This window comes from Massilia sp. UBA6681, assembly GCF_002454935.1.
GTDB classification, from domain to species: domain Bacteria; phylum Pseudomonadota; class Gammaproteobacteria; order Burkholderiales; family Burkholderiaceae_D; genus Telluria; species Telluria varians.
The window spans coordinates 45,364-63,457 of record NZ_DKJX01000045.1; the positions used below are offsets into that span (position 1 = coordinate 45,364).

The 18,094-nt window shown below is 67.9% G+C and carries 15 protein-coding genes; 8 read left to right on the forward strand and 7 right to left on the reverse strand.

Annotated elements, in window-relative coordinates; genetic code table 11:
- Positions 1 to 65 precede the first annotated feature (65 nt).
- Both B2R83_RS06290 and B2R83_RS06295 read left to right on the forward strand, forming a co-directional pair.
- On the forward strand, positions 66 to 347 hold the full coding sequence (locus B2R83_RS06290) for a hypothetical protein (protein WP_209586829.1): 282 nt from the start codon (positions 66 to 68) through the stop codon (positions 345 to 347).
- Between the two features lie 139 nt (positions 348 to 486).
- Positions 487 to 1,449 carry an HDOD domain-containing protein gene (locus tag B2R83_RS06295; RefSeq protein ID WP_292039288.1) on the forward strand — a complete coding sequence of 321 codons (963 nt, stop codon included), beginning with the start codon at positions 487 to 489 and terminating at the stop codon, positions 1,447 to 1,449.
- Positions 1,450 to 1,462: 13 nt separating this feature from the next.
- Here B2R83_RS06295 and B2R83_RS06300 read toward each other — a convergent pair whose 3' ends face one another.
- On the reverse strand, positions 1,463 to 2,134 hold the full coding sequence (locus B2R83_RS06300) for a class I SAM-dependent methyltransferase (protein WP_292039292.1): 672 nt from the start codon (positions 2,132 to 2,134) through the stop codon (positions 1,463 to 1,465).
- 138 nt (positions 2,135 to 2,272) lie between these two features.
- On the opposite strand from B2R83_RS06300, the gene mfd reads away from it, so the two are divergent.
- From mfd to B2R83_RS06320, 4 genes are all read left to right on the forward strand, one after another.
- Positions 2,273 to 5,719: a transcription-repair coupling factor gene (mfd, locus tag B2R83_RS06305; protein WP_292039295.1), complete on the forward strand. Its 3,447-nt coding sequence runs from the start codon at positions 2,273 to 2,275 to the stop codon at positions 5,717 to 5,719.
- Positions 5,720 to 5,733: 14 nt separating this feature from the next.
- Complete coding sequence (serB, locus tag B2R83_RS06310; RefSeq protein ID WP_292039336.1) at positions 5,734 to 6,576, forward strand: phosphoserine phosphatase SerB; 843 nt, start codon at positions 5,734 to 5,736, stop codon at positions 6,574 to 6,576.
- A 258-nt stretch (positions 6,577 to 6,834) separates the two neighbouring features.
- Positions 6,835 to 8,166, forward strand: a complete 1,332-nt coding sequence (locus B2R83_RS06315) for an SGNH/GDSL hydrolase family protein (protein WP_292039296.1) — start codon at positions 6,835 to 6,837, stop codon at positions 8,164 to 8,166.
- Positions 8,167 to 8,256: 90 nt separating this feature from the next.
- Entirely contained in the window at positions 8,257 to 8,679 is a 423-nt protein-coding gene (locus B2R83_RS06320; protein WP_292039298.1) for a hypothetical protein, read from the forward strand.
- Between the two features lie 60 nt (positions 8,680 to 8,739).
- Here B2R83_RS06320 and B2R83_RS06325 read toward each other — a convergent pair whose 3' ends face one another.
- The 4 genes from B2R83_RS06325 to B2R83_RS06340 all read right to left on the reverse strand — a co-directional run bounded on the left by B2R83_RS06325 (position 8,740) and on the right by B2R83_RS06340 (position 11,218).
- Positions 8,740 to 9,129: a cupin domain-containing protein gene (locus tag B2R83_RS06325; RefSeq protein WP_209586834.1), complete on the reverse strand. Its 390-nt coding sequence runs from the start codon at positions 9,127 to 9,129 to the stop codon at positions 8,740 to 8,742.
- 91 nt (positions 9,130 to 9,220) lie between these two features.
- Positions 9,221 to 9,637, reverse strand: a complete 417-nt coding sequence (locus B2R83_RS06330; RefSeq protein ID WP_414674367.1) for a hypothetical protein — start codon at positions 9,635 to 9,637, stop codon at positions 9,221 to 9,223.
- A 4-nt stretch (positions 9,638 to 9,641) separates the two neighbouring features.
- Entirely contained in the window at positions 9,642 to 10,424 is a 783-nt protein-coding gene (locus B2R83_RS06335) for a Mut7-C RNAse domain-containing protein (protein ID WP_292039305.1), read from the reverse strand.
- Complete coding sequence (locus tag B2R83_RS06340) at positions 10,418 to 11,218, reverse strand: DUF72 domain-containing protein (protein ID WP_292039308.1); 801 nt, start codon at positions 11,216 to 11,218, stop codon at positions 10,418 to 10,420. Before B2R83_RS06340 ends, B2R83_RS06335 begins: the two co-directional genes overlap by 7 nt.
- Positions 11,219 to 11,323: 105 nt before the next feature.
- Between B2R83_RS06340 and trxC the strand changes: the two genes are divergently transcribed.
- Together trxC and B2R83_RS06350 are read left to right on the forward strand one after the other, a co-directional pair.
- A complete protein-coding gene (gene trxC / locus B2R83_RS06345) occupies positions 11,324 to 11,761 on the forward strand; it encodes a thioredoxin TrxC (RefSeq protein WP_209586838.1) in 438 nt (145 codons plus the stop codon).
- Positions 11,762 to 11,879: 118 nt separating this feature from the next.
- Positions 11,880 to 12,242 carry a DUF4870 family protein gene (locus tag B2R83_RS06350; protein WP_036214830.1) on the forward strand — a complete coding sequence of 121 codons (363 nt, stop codon included), beginning with the start codon at positions 11,880 to 11,882 and terminating at the stop codon, positions 12,240 to 12,242.
- 97 nt (positions 12,243 to 12,339) lie between these two features.
- Here the strand turns inward: B2R83_RS06350 and B2R83_RS06355 are convergent, their stop codons facing one another.
- The gene (locus tag B2R83_RS06355; protein WP_292039311.1) at positions 12,340 to 17,571 is read right to left on the reverse strand and encodes a beta strand repeat-containing protein; all 5,232 of its coding nucleotides are present in this window, start codon (positions 17,569 to 17,571) and stop codon (positions 12,340 to 12,342) included.
- Complete coding sequence (locus B2R83_RS06360) at positions 17,487 to 17,984, reverse strand: calcium-binding protein (RefSeq protein WP_292039313.1); 498 nt, start codon at positions 17,982 to 17,984, stop codon at positions 17,487 to 17,489. The genes B2R83_RS06355 and B2R83_RS06360 overlap by 85 nt, the downstream gene beginning before the upstream one ends.
- Positions 17,985 to 18,094 lie beyond the last annotated feature (110 nt).

Consider the following 18,094-nt stretch of genomic DNA (forward strand, 5'->3'; position numbering starts at 1 on the left):
CCTATTTCACGTGCACCGCACACCTCGCATGATGGTCCGACCCAACCACATCGAGGAGAACACGAATGAACAAGATCCACACCGTTCTGCTGGGCGGCATCATGGCCCTGTCGCTGGCGGCCTGCAACACGACCGGCACCGACACCGGCTCCAGCTCCAGCTCCGACGCCAGCATGGGCACGACCGGCACCGGCAGCTCCAGCGCCTCCGGCAACGTCGGCACCGGCACCAGCTCCGACACCACGGGCGGCTCGGGCCAGAGCGGCACCAACACCGGCACCACCAACCCGAGCACCACCACCACCCCGCCGGCGACCAATTCGTCGACCTCGGGTACCGGCCGCTGAACGGCCCGCGGAACCGGCGCGCACTGCCTGCGCCTTCCGCGATCCTCCGGCCGGGCTACCTGCCCCGCAGCCCGGCTGCGGCCGCTTCGCGGTCGCACAGCCGGGCCGTCGCTCGTTCTCCCTCTCCCTGCGGTCGACGATGAAAAACTGGCTTGCACGCCTGTTCGGCAGTCCGGGGCAGCCGGCGCCGACGCCGCCATCGGCCGTTCCCGCCGCCGCCGGCGTTGTAAATCCGCCACCGTCTTTCGACCTCGACCTGGCTTTTTACCGCTCGCTTGCGGGCGGATCGGCGCATGCCGGCGAGATGCCCGAGGGATTGATTCTCGATGAGCTGGCGCGCTTGGCACGCCAGCCGGAAGCGGCGGCCGAACTGGTGCCACGGGTGCCGGCGGTCATCCCGCAACTGCTGCGCAGCCTGCGCATCGATGCCACCTCAGCGGGCGAACTGGCGCGCCAGGTGACGCAGGACGTGAGCCTGGTGGCGGAAGTCATCCGCGAGGTCAACAGCCCGTATTACCGCGCCACGGCGAGGATCGCGAACATCGAAGGCGCATTGATGCTGCTGGGCCAGAACGGCTTGCGCATGCTGCTGGCGCGGGTGGCCTTCCGTCCGCTGATCGGCAGCCAGAGCGGGCGCCTGGCGCGCCAGGCGGCGCCGCTGGTCTGGAGCCAGTCCGAGAAGTGCGCGATGGCGGCCAGCATGGCGGCCCCCGCCTGCGGCGCCGATCCCTTCGAGGCCACGCTCGCGGGCCTGATGCGCAGCGTCGGGCTGGTGGTCGCCCTGCGCCTGGCGGACCGGCTGGGCGGCGCGGCGCCCCTGCCGCAGTCCGACGATTTCGCCCGTGCCTTGCTGGACAGCGCGCGCAGGCTGTCGGCAGGGATCGCGGGACGATGGGAATTTCCGCCGGGCGTGGCGCAGGCGATCCTGCAGGCCGGCCAGATTGAGGCCACGCCGCTCGCACAGGCGCTGCATGAAGGCGACCGGCTGGCCAAGCTGCGCGTGCTGTGCGATGCGGGCAACGCAGAGGCGCGTGAAATGGCGGCAGCATTAGCCGGTGACGAGTTGCGAATATTCGACAAGCTCCATCCGCAGCAGCAGTGAAGCAGCCCGCCCGCTAGGCATAGCCGATCCATCCCCGGAACACCCCGGCCGCGTAGAACATGCTCACCTCCTTGAAGCCCTCCTCGCGCAGCAGCGCCTCGTCCTGCTCGGGCGCCAGCACCGGCAACACCCGCTCGATCAGCGCGCGGCGCTGCCGCGCTTCCTCGGGCGGCGCGCCGGAGGCCACCGCATAGGCCTCGTCGCGCGCCAGCCACAGCGCGCGCTCATCCTCGTCCTCGGCAAGGCTCATGTGGGCCACCACGAAAGGCGCGCCGCGCCGCAGGCGCTGGCGGATAGCGCGCATCGCGTGGCGGCGCTCGCACAGCGGCATGAAGTGCATGGTCAGCAGGCAGGCCGCGGCGTCGAAAGGACCGGCCGGCGCGGCATCCACGTAGCCTTCATGCAGCCGGACGCGCCCGGCATGCTCGCCGACGGTGTCGTGGGCCAGTTCCAGCATCTCGTGCGACGGATCGACGCCGTCAAACGACCATCCGGGCTGGGCATCGGCGAAGGCCTTCAGTTCCAGCCCGCCGCCGGCGCCCAGCACCAGCACCCGGGCGTCCAGCGGCGCCCGTTCGGCCAGCAGCACCTGCGCCATGCGCTGCAGGTCGCTGAATCCCGGCACCAGCCGCGGCGGGCCCTGGTGGTAATGCGCAACCGCGGCCGGATCGGAAAAATGCTTCATTGCACTTCTCATTCTGCACCTCGCTCTACTCGCGGCATCGAGGCCGGGAGCGCAATCCGCCAAGGCGTCCTGCCCGGCGTGGCGTGGGCCATTCGTCTATAATGGCCCACCACTGTTGCGAACGTCACTGCGCGCTCAATGCCCTTCGATCTCAAGAAAAATCTTCCCAAACCAGGAACCCGTTTTGCCCTGCCGGCCCTGCATGGCTCGAGCGACGCGTATGCGCTCGCCACTGCCGCGCTGGCTCTCAAGGCCAACAATCAGATACTGACCGTGGTCGTGGCCAATGCCAGCGACGGCCAGCGCCTGCTCGACGAGATACCCTGGTTCGCGGACGGCAAGTTGTCCTGCCACCTGTTGCCCGACTGGGAAACCCTGCCCTACGACGCCTTCTCGCCGCACCAGGATTTGGTGTCCGAACGCCTGGCCACGCTGCACGAGATCCGCAACGGGCAGTGCGACGTGCTGGTGGTGCCGGCCACCACCGCGCTGGTGCGGCTGGCCCCGCCGTCCTTCCTCGCAGCCTACACCTTCTTCTTCCGGCAGGGCGAACGCCTGGACGAGGCCAGGCTGAAGGCCCAGCTGACGCTGGCCGGTTACACCCACGTGTCGCAGGTGATGTCGCCGGGCGAGTATTCGGTGCGCGGCGGCCTGATCGACCTGTTCCCGATGGGCTCGGCCCTGCCCTACCGCCTCGACCTGTTCGGGGACGAGATCGAATCGATCCGCACCTTCGACGCCGACACCCAGCGCTCGCTGTACCCGGTCAAGGAAGTGCGCCTGCTGCCGGGCCGCGAGTTCCCGATGGACGAAGCGGCGCGCGCCGCCTTCCGCGGCCGCTGGCGCGAGCGCTTCGAGGGCGATCCCTCGCGCTCGCCGATCTACCGCGACATCGGCAACGGCATCGCCTCGGCCGGCATCGAGTACTACCTGCCGCTGTTCTTCGAAGAAACCGCGACCCTGTTCGACTACCTCCCCTCGGCCTCCACCCTGGCCCTGGTGGGCGACATCGAGGCCGCCATCCAGCGCTTCTGGCTCGATACCGAATCGCGCTATAAATTCCTCAAGAGCGACCGCGAACGCCCGATCCTCGAGCCGCGCGAGCTGTTCCTGGGCGCAGAGCAATTTTTCACCTGCGCCAAGCCGCATGGCCGCTGGACCATCGGCCGTGACCCGGCCGCCCCAAGCTCCGAGCTGTCCGCGCCGATTCCCGACATCTCGGTCAACCGCCGCCTGGACGATCCGCTGACCAATCTGCGCGCCTACCTCCTGCGCCAGGATGCGCGCGTGATGATCGTCGCCGATTCGGCCGGCCGCCGCGAGACCCTGCAGCAGTACTTCCACGAATACGGGCTGGAACTGGCGCCCGTCGAAGGCTTCGAGGGCTTCCGCGCCGCCAGTGCGAAACTGGCGCTCGGCGTGGCCCCGCTGCAGGCCGGTTTCGAGCTGAGCGAGGAAGCAAGCGGGCGCCTGGTCTTCGTCACCGAGACCGAGCTGTACGCGGGCTCGGGCCGCCGCGCCGGCAAGAAGAAGCAGGAAGCGACCAGCCAGGTCGAATCGATGGTGCGCGACCTGTCGGAGCTGAAGATCGGCGACCCGGTGGTGCACATCAACCACGGCATCGGTCGCTACATGGGCCTGATGAGCATGGACCTGGGCGAAGGCGAGATGGAATTCCTGCACCTGGAATACGCCAAGGAGACCAAGCTCTACGTGCCGGTCTCGCAGCTGCACGTGATTTCGCGCTACTCCGGCACCTCGCCGGAAGACGCGCCGCTGCACAGCCTCGGCTCCGGCCAATGGGAAAAGGCCAAGCGCAAGGCCGCCGAGCAGGTACGCGACACCGCGGCCGAGCTGCTCAACCTGTACGCGCGCCGCGCCGCGCGCCAGGGACACGCCTTCGAGTATTCGAGCACCGACTACGAGAACTTCGCCGGCAGCTTCGGCTTCGACGAGACCCCGGACCAGCTTGAGGCCATCCACAACGTCATCAAGGACATGACCTCGGGCCGTCCGATGGACCGCCTGGTGTGCGGCGACGTCGGCTTCGGCAAGACCGAGGTGGCCTTGCGGGCCGCGTTCATCGCCGTCATGGGCGGCAAGCAGGTCGCGATCCTGGCCCCGACCACCCTGCTGGCCGAGCAGCACGCCCAGACCTTCGCCGACCGCTTCGCCGACTGGCCGGTGAAAATCGCCGAGCTGTCGCGCTTCCGCACCGGCAAGGAGATCAACAACGCGATCAAGGGCATGGCCGACGGCACGCTCGACATCGTGATCGGCACGCATAAACTGCTGTCGCCGGACGTGAAGTTCACCCGCCTGGGGCTGGTGATCATCGACGAGGAACACCGCTTCGGCGTGCGCCAGAAAGAGGCGCTCAAGGCCCTGCGCGCCGAGGTCGACGTCCTGACCCTGACCGCGACCCCGATCCCGCGCACCCTCGGCATGGCGCTGGAAGGCCTGCGCGACTTTTCCATCATCGCCACCGCGCCGCAAAAGCGCCTGGCGATCAAGACCTTTGTGCGCAGCGAGGACGGTTCCGTGATCAGGGAGGCCTGCCTGCGCGAACTGAAGCGCGGCGGCCAGATCTACTTCCTGCACAACGAGGTCGAGACCATCGAGAACCGCCGCGCCATGCTGCAGGAACTCTTGCCGGAAGCGCGCATCGGCGTGGCCCACGGCCAGATGCACGAGCGCGACCTGGAAAAGGTGATGCGCGATTTCGTTGCGCAGCGCTTCAACATCCTGCTGTGCACCACCATCATCGAGACCGGCATCGACGTGCCGACCGCGAACACCATCATCATGCACCGCGCCGACCGCTTCGGCCTGGCCCAGCTGCACCAGCTGCGCGGCCGCGTCGGGCGCTCGCACCACCAGGCCTATGCCTACCTGCTGGTCAGCGATGTTTCCGGCCTCACCAAGCAGGCGCAGCGCCGCCTGGACGCGATCCAGGCGATGGAAGAACTGGGCAGCGGCTTCTACCTGGCGATGCACGACCTGGAGATCCGCGGCGCCGGCGAGGTGCTGGGCGAGAACCAGTCGGGCGAAATGCTGGAGGTCGGCTTCCAGCTGTATTCGGACATGCTGAACGAAGCGGTGAAGTCCCTGAAGGCAGGCAAGGAGCCCGACCTGGCCGCGCCGCTCTCGTCGACCACCGAGATCAACCTGCACGTGCCGGCCCTGCTGCCCTCGGACTACTGCGGCGACGTGCACGAGCGCCTGTCGATCTACAAGCGCCTGGCCAACTGCGAAAGCCAGGACCGGATCGACGCCATGCAGGAAGAGCTGATCGACCGTTTCGGCAAGATGCCGGACCAGGTCAAGGCCCTGATCGAGACCCACCGCCTGCGCATCGCGGCCAAGTCAGTCGGCATCGTCAAGATCGACGCCCACGGCGAAGCGGCCAACCTGCAGTTCATGGAGAAGCCGCCGATCGATCCGATCAAGATCATCACGCTGATCCAGAAGAACCGCCACATCAAGCTCGCCGGCCAGGACAAGCTGCGCATCAGCGCCAGCATGCCCGACCTGGCGGCGCGCGTGACGCAGGTAAAACAGACCATCAAACAACTGCTCGCTTGAGAAACACAATGACGATGAACCTGGTGCTCCAGGGGCCGCAGGCCTCTTCCGACACGCTCGACCGCCTTGCCCTGCTCGCCCAAGCCGCGCGCGTGGTCCGCCTCGGCGACCATGCCCTGCGCTGCGAGGACGTGGCCTTCTCCGCCGAACTGAAGGCGCGCATCGACGCGGCCGCTTTTGAGGCCGGCGTCGATGCCTGCTTCATCGAGGCCGGGCGTCGGCTGCTTGACTTCGGCCTGGTGGCCATGGACATGGACTCGACCCTGATCACCATCGAGTGCATCGACGAGATCGCCGACATGCAGGGCCTGAAACCCCAGGTGGCCGAGATCACCGAAGCGGCCATGCGCGGCGAGCTCGACTTCGCGGCCAGCCTGACGCGCCGCGTGGCCCTGCTCGAAGGGCTGGATGCCACGGCCCTGGAGCGCGTCTACGACGAGCGCCTGCGCATCTCGATGGGCGGCGAAGCGATGCTGCAGGCGGTGCAGGCCGCCGGCCTGAAGACCCTGCTGGTGTCGGGTGGCTTCACCTTCTTCACCGAGCGCCTGCAGCAGCGCCTGTCGCTCGACGTCGCGCATGCGAACGTGCTGGAAGTGGCAAACGGCAAGCTGACCGGCCGCGTGCTCGGCGGCATCGTCGATGCGGAAGAAAAGATGCGCACGGTCGAGCGTGTCTGCGCGCAATATGGCCTCACGCCGCGCCAGGCCATCGTCATGGGCGACGGCGCGAACGACCTCAAGATGATGGGCATCGCCGGCCTGTCGGTGGCCTTCCGCGCCAAGCCGGTGGTGCGTGCGCAGGCCTCGGTGGCGCTGAACTTCTCGGGACTGGACGGTCTCTTGACGATCCTGCAGTGACGCGTTTTTTCCGTGCGGCGAGGACAGTGCCGCACGGCATAGCGCCTGGATTCACGGGCGATATGCATGTGAAGCACGAAATTTCATGCACTGACGAACCGTCGCGTTTCGCATAAGTTTCCTCTGTTCCGTAAGTTCGGTGCTCAAACACGAGCCAGCGCAAAAGAACTGACACGCACGATTGGATGAGCAGCGCTGCTGGTCTATGGTATTGGTGCGGCCGCGCCGCGGCTGCGCCTCACTCCTCAGGAGCATGCCATGTCCATTCCGGCCTTCCGCACCTCGCTTCCTCACCTTTCCGATTCCCAATCCGACCATGCCGCCCGCGCGGCCGGCGGCCCGGACAGCGGCCGACGGCGCTTCGTCCTCGGTGTGCCGGCCCTTGCAGGCAGTCTTGCCCTCGCACCCTTCGGCGTATCGGCGCAGCAGTTGCCCGGCTGGTGCGCGAGCTGGGGATGCGCACCGGCCGGGCCCGCCCCTGCCGGCAGCTACTACGACTACAATTTCAGCGGGCAGACGATTCGCATGTTCATCCGCGCCAGCATCGGCGGCAAGCGCGTGCGCGTGCGCCTGTCCAACCAGATGGGCAGCGCGCCGCTCGCCATCGATGCCGCCTGGATCGGCCTGCGCAACAGCGCGCAAGCCGTGATCGCGGGATCGAACCATCCGCTCACTTTCGGCGGCAGGAGCACCATCACCATCCAGCCCGGCGCCCATGTCCTGTCCGACCCGCTGTTCTTCCAGGTCGCGCCCTTCGCCGACCTGGCCGTCAGCCTGTATTTCCCGTCGAGCTTGCCGGCCAGGGCCAGCACCCTGCACCGCGACTCCTGGTCGTCGACCTATGTCGCCTCGGGCAATGCCGCGGCCAACACCACGTTCTCGTACACACGCAGTTTCGCTTCCTGGGCCTTCCTCACCGAAGTCGACGTCGACGTCGGAGCGCCCTGCGTCGTGGCGATCGGCGACTCGCTCACCGACGGCCAGGGCAGCACCGTGAACCAGAACCGGCGCTGGCCGGACTACCTGGCACGGCGGCTGCAGGCCGAACTGGGCACGGCGGGACGCATCGGCGTGGTGAACCGGGGGATTGCCGGCAACCGTCTGCTGGTGGACGACCCGAACGCGCTGCTGGCCGGCCACGACGTGCTCGAGCGCTTCGATCGCGACGTGCTGGCCACGCCGGGGGTGCAGGCCGCGATCGTGGCGATCGGCACCAACGACATCATCCTGGCGTCCAGTACGGCCCTGACCCAAATGCGCGATAACCTGGTCAACGGCTATCGCCAGCTGATCATGAAGGCGCGGGCGCGCGGCATCACGATCCTCGGGGCGACGCTGCCCCCGATCCAGGGCTCCGGGCGCAACTCGGCGGCGCGCGAGACGGTGCGCCAGCAGGTCAACAGCTGGCTGCGCTCGCCGAACGCCTTCGACGCGCTGGTCGACTGGGACAGCGTGCTGCGCGACCCGCAAGCGCCCGCCTACCTGCGCAGTGCCTACAACAGCGGCGACGGGCTGCACCCGAACGATGCCGGCTACCAGGCACTGGCGGCCGCCGTGCCGCTCGGGGAGCTGGCGTCGCTGCGCGTATGAACGTTCCGGAACCGGCGGTTGTAACAGGGTGTAATTCCACGCGGTACAGTGCACGGATTTTTTTATCATGGTGGCATCAGGAGGACCGCCATGAAGAAACTCATCATTGTTACCGCGTCGCTGGCCGTGCTGGCCGGCTGCGCCGCGCCCGGCCCGAACTACTACGGCAGCCAGGCTTATCCGCGCTCGGGCGATCCGAGCCAGTGGCAAGTCGTGTCGGTGACACCGGTGCCGCTGGGCACAGGCGCCCGCGCGGCCGCCAGCGGGGACACCGGGACGAGCACGACCTATGGCTCTGCTCCGGTGGTCGTGCACCAGACGCCGGTCTATGTGCAGCCGGCGCCGGTGTACGTGCCGCAACCGGTGTACGTGCCGGAACCGGTGTACCAGCCGCGTTACTACTACCCGCCGGTCTCGATCGGTCTCGGCTTCAATTTCGGCCGCGGCTGGGGGCACCATCGCGGCTGGGGCGGCCACATCGGGACGCGCTTCCCCTACCATTGGCGCCGCTAAAGGCGTGCACGTAATAAAGGCCGGCAGGGATGCCGGCCTTTTTCATGGGCGCGGCCCGGATCAGTGGCCGTGGTGCTGGCGCTCGTACTCGTCGGCTTGCGCCTTGGTGGCGTGGACGATACCGTCCGGATGCTCCGGCGGGGTGTACAGGGTGTACAGGCGCATTGGCTCGGTCTGCGAAGTATTGATGACGTTGTGCTCGGTGCCGGCCGGGATCACCACCGCGACGCCGTCTTCCAGCTTGTGCTCCTCGCCGTCCAGGATCGCGACGCCTTCGCCCGCTTCGACGCGGATGAACTGGTCGTGGCCTTCATGGTGCTCGAGGCCGATCTCCTCGCCCGGCTGCAGGGTCATGATGACCAGCTGGCTGCGCTGGGTGGTGTAGAGCACCTCGCGGAAGTTGTTTCCGGCAAGGGTTTTCTCTTCGATGTTGATGCTGTAGCCCGACATGACTTTTCTCCTGATGAATGCGCACGGCTATTGCCGCCTCGTCCACATTGTATAAGAGCCAAGCAAAACGCGTGCGGCCGGGGTTAAGTAGCTAGCGGGACCCGAACAGGTCGTGGGCATCCAGCAGCGCATAGGCGATCTCGGGGTGTTCGGTCAGGCAGCGGCGCACCGCCGCCGGCACCGATTGCCGCGCCTTCTTGCACAGGCCCGGCTTCTCTTCCAGCACGACGATGATGCCGCGCATGGTGCGCACCTCGTTCGGGCCCGGTGCGATGCGCAGCTCGGCGCCCAGGTTCTTGCGGATCAGTTCCTGCACGTGCTTGAGGTCTTCGTAGCTGCTCACGCGCTCGATGCGCTCGACCAGCTTCTGCTCCTGCTGGCGGGTCAGGGCGAGGGGCCGGTGGTCGGCCTGCGGGTCGGCCATGACACGCTCGCGCTCGCACACACAGGCGCCGGGGGGGCACTCGGTGCGGACGGGGAAAGGAAACGGCGAAAGTTGCTCGCTCACGCTGTCATGGATGGGAGTCAGGGGTCGGCGGCAATTCTACATCAGCCGGCGCCGCCGCCACGCCCTGCAGGAGGGCCGCCATGCGCGCATGGTGCGAGCCCTTCCAGTACACCCGGCCGCAAGCATCGCAGGTAGTGAATTCCTGATGCAGCTGCGCCACCCGCGGCGGCAGGCGGTTGGCTACCGACGCCTTGGCGACCGGACGCAATGGCAGGTTGCAGTGCAGGCACAGCGAAAAGGGACGCATCCCGGGGCCCAGGCGCAGGCGCGCGAACAGTTCGCGCAATTGCGCTTCCGGCGCCAGCGCATGCATGTAGCAGCCGCGTTCCACGCTGCGGCGCTTGAGCAGCGCCCGGTCGCGCGTGAGCAGGATCCGCCCTTCCTCGCGCGCGATGCGCTCGATCTCGTCGTCGTGGTAATGGTTGTCGTAGAGCGTGTCGTAGCCGGCCATGCGCAGCAGCCGCGCCAGCGCGCCCAGGTGGGCATCGGCCACGAAGCGCGGGCGCCCTTCCGGCAAGGGGCGCAGGCGCTGCAGCGGGCGCACGTCGAGCATCCCGAAGGCCGGGTAGACCGCCACCCGGTCGCCCTCGCGCAGCAGGTGCTCGAAGCCGCTCGACACGCCGTTGACCAGCAGCAGCTCGACTTCGGTATGCGGCACGCCCAGCGCCTCGATCATGTGCTTGGCCGTGGCCTCGCGCGCGCAAGGCGTGCTGAACGCGCGCCCGCGCCGTTCGCGCGGCAGGAACTCGCCCAGCACGTCGTAGAAGCGAAAGCTCGCGGTCACCATGGCGCCGGCGGTATGGCGGACTCGTCGAGCTGCTGCCCGTCGAGGCCGTGCAGCAGCTGCAGCGCGTTCGGCACGGCCTCGAAGGCCGCGGTGTTGTCGAACACGCACCAGCAGGTACGCCCGGCCGCCCGCTGGCGGTCGAGCTCGCGCCGCACCGACTCGACATACTCCGGGGAGTACCTGGAGTAGTAGATGCGCGGCGTGCCGTGCAGGCGCACGTAGACCGAGTCGCTGCTGGTCGGCACGTGCGGGCCGGGCTGCCCGGCCGCAGGGTCGGCGATCACGCGCGTGACGCGGCTCTCCACCAGGAGCTCGGTCGCCGCGTCCGAGAACCAGCTCGGATGGCGCGCCTCGAACGCGACCGTAGTGCCGAAGATGCCGTGCAGCTGGCGGAAGAAGCTGCGCGCGGTCTCGTCGACGAAGCCGAACTTGGGCGGCAGCTGCACCAGCAGGCAGCCCAGCTTCTCGCCCAGCTCCCCTGCCTCGGCGGCGAACTGCACCAGCAGCTGTTCGACGTTTTCCAAGCGGGCGTCGTGCGTGATCGCCCGCGGCACCTTGACCGCGAAGCGGAAGTCCTCGGGCACGCAGGCGGCCCACTTTGCATAGGTCGCCGGACGATGCGGACGGTAGAAGGACGAGTTGATTTCGACCATGGGAAACACGGCGGCGTAGCGTTCGAGGTGGCTGCCTTCGACGGGGAAGGAAGCGGCATCGGCCTTGGGCAGGCTCCAGCCGGCACACCCGACCAGCAGGCGGCCCGGCAGGTTTGCATCCGCTGTTGAATGAGCTGTCATAAGCATGTTAAAGATGGCAATGGCTCCATTCTACGAAACGCGCCGCGCGGGCGGCGCATGATGTTCGGCTTACAATACCGGGGGGTATCAACGAAGGAGAATCCGATGAGCGAACCGATCCATATCGTCTGCCCGCAATGCGATGCGGTGAACCGGCTGGCGCCCGAGCGCCTGCGCGATGCGCCCGTGTGCGGCAAGTGCGCGCAAGCCCTGTTTGCCGGTCGCCCGCTCGACGTCGACAGCGCGCGCTTCATGAAACACGTCGGGCGCAACGACATCCCGGTGCTGGTCGATTTCTGGGCCGAGTGGTGTGGCCCCTGCAAGATGATGGCGCCACACTTCGCCCAGGCGGCGCAGCGGCTCGAGCCGGCGCTGCGCCTGCTGAAGGTCGATACCGAACGCAGCCAGGACCTGGCGGCACAGTTCGCGATCCGCAGCATCCCGACCCTGGCGCTGTTCCGCGGCGGCCGCGAGCTCGCGCGCCAGTCCGGGGCCATGGATGCCGGCCGCCTGGTCGCCTGGGTCGAATCGCAGCTGAGGTAAAACCGCAGAGCAGGTCTTGAAGAAGCTGCCTTCGGCCCTCATGTTGGCAAAACGGCAGCACTCGCTGCTACAATCGTCGCGTACGGGGCGTTCCCGTGTTCCTCTAAGGAGAAAACTGATGTCGCAAGACCTGGTAATGGATCGCGGAACCGAGGACGCCAAGCAGTTCGCGCGCATCCTGTACATCGCCCACGCCCTGACCTTCCTGTTCTCGGCCGGGATGCTGTCGCTCCTGGTGCTGATCGTCAACTACGTCAAGCGTCCCGAGACCCAGGGCACCATCGTGTATTCGCACCACACCTGGATGATCCGGGCCTTCTGGTGGTACCTGGTCTGGTCGGTCGTCGCCTGGGTGCTGGCGATCACCATCATCGCCATCCCGATCGCCCTGCTGGTGTGGGGCGCCGCCTGGCTGTGGGCCGCCTACCGGATCATCCGCGGCTTCCTCGACCTGAACAGCAACCGGCCGATGCCGGTCTGATGCGCGGGGCGCGTGCCCGCCCCGCAGCCGGAATACAAAAAGGGACGTTCGCAGCACCGCGAACGTCCCTTTTTTACACGCTTGCGCGCGCTGTCGATCAGGCGATGAACAGGTCCGCGCCGTGGCCGCCGTGCACGCCGACCAGCTGCGCATGGCCGCCATCGTCGCTGCCGTACTGGTAGCCGCTGTCGGCCGCCTGCGGCATCAGCATCTTGCCGTTGCCCTTCTGGCTGGCCTGCAGGACCCACGGGTTGTCCACCGGCGGGCTGTCCTTGTCGGTCTGCTGGCCGTTCGGCGCCGCGTCGACGCCGTTGCCGCCGCCATTGTTGCCGTGGTTGACGTGCAGCTTGAACACATCGGACGCCGACAGGTTGCCGCCGGCGCCGGTCGCCTTGTCGGTGGCCGTCAGGCGCACATCGAAGGACGTGACCTGCTTCGGCGCGGTGCCGGAGAAGGTGCCGGTGGCGCCGTCGAACTTCAGCCAGGACGGCAGCGCCGAACCGTCGGCCAGGGTCGCCGAATAGACCAGGGTGTCGCCCTTGTCCACGTCGACGAAGCTGCCGGCCGGGAGCTGGAACCAGAAGGCCTTGTTGAAGTTGACGTGCATGTCGGCCAGCGCCTTCGCCACGATCGGCGCGTCGTTGGCGCCGGCGATCGTGATGTCGAGCGAGGACAGGAGCGAGGCGAAGCCGTCGCTGCCGGTGTAGTCGAAATGCTCGGCCACGCTGGCGCCGCGGCCCAGCGACTCCATGCCCGCCGAAGCGTCGAGCTGGTACACGTAGCTGCCGTCGCCCTGCACGACCAGGGTGCCGTACTTGCCGGCAAAGCTGCCCGCCGTCACCGTCAGCTGCGTGCCGGCGTCGATGTCGCTGTCGTTGGCCAGCAGGTTGCCGGAGACCGTGGCCTGGCTGGCCAGCATCGACGCGGTGTCGGCGCGCAGGACCGGCTTGTCGTTGCTGCCGGTGACGGTGATGGCCAGGCTGCCGCTCACGATCGCCATGCCGTCGGTGGCACCGTAGCTGAAGCTGTCGACCACGGTGGCGCCCTGCGCCAGCGACTGCACGGCCTTGGCATCGTTGTCCAGGCGGTAGGTATAGCTGCCGTCCGCCGCCAGCACCAGGGTGCCGTAGGCGCCGGCGTAGGTGCCGGGAGCGGCCACCGCCAGCTGCGCGCCGGCGTCGACGTCGCTGTCGTTGGCCAGCACGTTGCCGCTCGCGCTGATCACACCGTCCTCGGCCACCGAGGCGGTGTCCGCGGCGACCACCGGGGCGTCGTTGCTGCCGGCGATGGTGATCGCCAGCGTCGATGCATCCGTTGCAATGCCGTCGGTGACGACATAGGCAAAGTGTTCCAGCACGCTCTGGCCCTCGGCCAGCGCCTGCACGCGGGCGTCGCCCCCGTTCAGGGTGTAGGTGTAGCTGCCGTCCGGCGCCAGCACCAGGCTGCCGTAGCTGCCGGCGTAGCTGCCCGGCGCGGCGACCTTGAGAAGCGTGCCGGCGTTCGGGTCGCGGTCGTTGGCAAGCACGTTGCCGCTCACGGCCGCGTCGTCCTCGCGCATCTGCGCCACATCCTCGGCGGCGACCGGCGCCTGATTCGACAGGGTCACGCGGATCTCGAGGCTGGCGCCGGCGCTGGCGATGCCGTCGGTGACGGCATAGTCGAAGCGCTCGGTCAGCACGCCGTCCACCGCCTTCGATGCATCGTAGGCGCCGGCCGGGTTCAGGGTGTAGCTGTAGTTGCCGTCCTTGTCGAGGACCAGGGTGCCGAAGGCGCCGGCAATGGTGCCGGGTGCGGCCACCTGCAGCACGGTGCCGCGGTCGACGTCGCTGTCGTTGGCGAGCACGTTGCCGTTCATGGCGGCCACCTCGCCCTCCTTGAAGGCGGCGCTGTCCGCCACCGCGACCGGGCCGTCGTTCACGCCCGTGATCTCGACGTTGACGATGCCGGTGGCGCTGCGGCCAAGAGCATCCTGGACGGTGTAGCTGAAGCTGTCCTTGAGCACCTCGCCCTGGGCCAGCTCCTGGAAGCGGCTGCCGATGTCGTAGCGGACCGTCTCGCCGGCCAGGTCGACCAGCACGCCCAGGCTGGAGGCGCCGACCGCTACCACGCTCGCGGCGCCGTTCAGGTCGTTGGCCAGCAGCGTGCCGGTCGCGACCTCCACGGGGCCACCGTCCTCGCGCACCGCCAGCTTGTCGGCGTTCGCGACCGGCACATTGCCCAGCAGGGCGATCATGCCGGCACGATCGAGCGTGCTGCCATTGTCGAAGACCATGCGGTTCACGCCTTCGGAAGCGCCGTCCAGCCAGCCGGCCAGCAGCACGCTGTCGGCGCTGCCCTTGATGGCGATGAGCAGGTCGCTGCCCGAGATGCTCGCCGTCAGGTCCGCCTGGGTCAGGCCGCCGGCCATGTGCAGGGTATTGCTGCCCTGCGCGTCCTCGATGCGGTCGGCGCCGTCGCCGCGGCGGAAGCGATAGGTATCGTCGCCCGCGCCCCCAAGCAGCAGGTCCGTGCCGGCGCCACCCGCCAGGGTATCGTTGCCGGCCCCGCCCTCGAGCTGGTTGTTGCCGGCGTTGCCGGTGATGACGTTGTCCAGTTCGTTACCGCTGCCGGAAATGGCGCCGCTGCCGGTCAGGATAAGGTTCTCGACGTTGGCGGCCAGGCGGTGGCTGATGCTGGCCTGGACCGTGTCCACGCCCTCGTCGGCATTTTCCAGGACCTGGTCGCCGGCGTCGTCCACCACATAGCTGTCGTTGCCGGTGCCGCCGGTCATGGCATCGGCGCCCGCGCCGCCGTCGAGGGTGTCGTTGCCGCCGCCTGCCACGATCGTATCGTTGCCGGCCCCGCCCGACAGGACGTTGGCGGCCTCGTTGCCGGTGATCTCGTTGTCCAGGGCGTTGCCGGTGCCGTTGATCGCTGCGCTGCCCGTCAGCACCAGGTGCTCGACGTTGGCGGCCAGGGTGTAGCTGGCGCTGGCGCGGACGGTATCGACGCCGCCGCCCGCCGCCTCGACCACGAGGTCGCCGCTCTGGTCGACGATATAGGTGTCGTCGCCGGCCCCGCCGCTCATCGTGTCCAGGCCCGCGCCGCCGTCGATCAGGTTGTCGCCGTCGTTGCCGGTGATCGCATTGGCCAGCGCATTGCCGGTGCCGTTCAGGGCGCTACCCGTCAGCACCAGGTTCTCGAGGTTGGCGCCCAGCACGTAGTCGATGCTGGACGTGACCGTGTCGGTGCCGCCGCCGGGCGCTTCGACCACCACGTCGCCGATGTCGTCGACCACGTAGCTGTCGTTGCCGGCCCCGCCCTGCATGGTGTCGGCTCCGAGGCCGCCGTCGAGGACGTCGTTGCCGCTGTTGGCGACCAGGGTGTCGTTGCCGGCGCCGCCGCTCAGGATGTTGGCGCCGTTGTTGCCGGTGATGACGTTGTCCAGCTCGTTGCCGGTGCCGTTGATGCTGGCCGAGCCGGTCAGGGTCAGGTTTTCCACGTTGGCCGCCAGCGTGTAGCTGACGCTGGCCTGCACCAGGTCCGTGCCTTCGCCTGCCTCTTCGAGCGTGAGGTCGCCGGCGCTGTCGACGATATAGATGTCGTCGCCGCTGCCGCCGCGCATGCTGTCGTTGCCCAGGCCGCCGTTCAGGGTGTCGTTGCCGGCGTCGCCGCGCAGCTGGTCGTCGCCCGCCTCGCCGTTCAGGACGTCGTCGCCCTCGCCGCCGACCACGGTGTCGTTGCCGGCGCCGGCGTGGATGGTGTCGTTGCCGGCCAGGCCGTCGAGCGCGTTGTTGCCGCTGTTGCCGGTGATGATGTTGTTCAGCTCGTTACCGGTGCCCTCGATGTCGGCGGTGCCGGTGAGCGTCAGGTTCTCGACGTTCGCGGTCAGGGTGTAGGTAATGCTGGACTGCACGATGTCGGTGCCCGCCGCGGCATCCTCGACCACCAGGTCACCGGCATCGTCGACCACGAAGGTATCGTCGCCGAGGCCGCCGGCCATGCGGTCGGCGCCCAGGCCGCCGTCGATCAGGTCGTTGCCCGCGTCGCCATACAGCTGGTCGTCGCCGCCCTCGCCGAACAGCGAATCGTTGCCGTCGCCGCCGCGCACCAGGTCGTCGCCGTCACCGGCGTTGACGGTGTCGTTGCCGGCGCCGGCATCGGTTGTATTGTTGCCGGAGTTGCCGGTGATCTTGTTATTCAGTGCATTGCCATTGCCGACCAGGTTGTCCGAACCGGTCAGCACCAGGTTTTCCACGTTCGCCACCAGGGTGTAGTCGATGCTCGATTCGACCGTGTCGGTCCCGGCGCCCGCGGCTTCGATCACGAGGTCGCCGGCGTTGTCGACCACGTAGACGTCGTTGCCGGTGCCGCCGGACATGGTATCGGCGCCCAGGCCGCCGTCCAGCCTGTCGTTGCCGCCGTTGTCTTCCAGGATATCGTTACCGGCGCCGCCGTACAGGGCGTTGGCGGCGATGTTGCCGACGATCTTGTTGTCGAGCTCGTTGCCGGTGCCGCTGATCGCGGCCGCGCCGGTCAGGGTCAGGTTCTCGACCTCGGCCGTCAGGCTGTAGTCGACGCTCGCGCGCACGTGGTCCAGGCCCTCGCCGGCGTTCTCGACGACCAGGTCGCCAGCATTGTCGACGATGTAGACGTCGTCGCCGGTCCCGCCCTGCATGGTGTCGGCATCGACGCCGCCGTCGAGCAGGTCATTGCCTTCGCCGCCGACGAGCAGGTCCTTGCCGGCATTGCCGTACAGGGTGTCGTTGCCGGCCAGGCCGTGCAGGGTATTGGCGCCGCTGTTGCCGGTGATGATGTTGTCGAGTTCGTTGCCGGCGCCATCGATGGCGGCGGTCCCGGTCTGGGTCAGGTTCTCGACCTGGGCGGTGAGCGTGTAGGTGATGCTGGCTTCCACCAGGTCGGTGCCGGCGCCCGCTTCCTCGACCACCAGGTCGCCGTCGTTGTCGACCACGTAGACGTCGTTGCCGGCGCTGCCGGCCATGCGGTCCGCATCGATGCCGCCGTCGAGACGGTCGTTGCCGGCGTCGCCGTACAGGGTGTCCTGCCCCGCCTCGCCCATCAGCAGGTCGTCGCCGTCGCCGCCATTGAGCACATCGTCGCCGCCGCCCGCCTTCACGGTGTCGTTGCCGGCGCGCGCATCCAGCACGTTGTTGCCGGCGTTGCCGGTGATCGTGTTGTTCAGCGCGTTGCCGGTGCCCTTCAGGTCCTGCTCGCCGGTCAGCTCGAGGTGTTCGACGTTGTCGGTCAATGCATAGTCGATGCTGGAACGCACCGTGTCCGTGCCCGCGCCAAGGGCCTCGATGACCAGGTCGCCCGCGTCGTCGACCACATTAGCAGATCGTTGCCGGCGCCGCCGCTGAGCGAATTGCTGCCGCCGTTGTCGGTGATGGTATTGTCGAGCGCGTTGCCGCTGCCGGCGATGCTGCCGTTCCCGGTCAGGGTCAGGTGCTCGACGTTGTCGGACAGGGTGTAGCTGGTGCTGGCCAGCACGGTGTCGATGCCCTCGTCGGCCTGTTCGACCACCACGTCGCCGGCATTGTCCACCACATAGGTGTCGTTGCCCGCACCGCCGATCAGCCGGTCCGCCCCCGCCATGCCGTTCAGCACGTTCGCCCCTGCGTTGCCGGTAATAACGTTGTTGCGGGAATTGCCGGTGCCGTCGATGTCGGCGCTGCCGGTCAGGACGAGGTCGTCGGTGGTGGAATTCAGCGTGGTGCTAACCGACGCAGTGGTCGTGGTCATCATTTATCCTTGTATGGAGGCCGGAAAATTTTCCGAGGCGCAACAAAACTCACTATAAAGCAAGTTTACCACGCAAGTTGCCGTGTGGAAATGATGATGCACAAAATCTG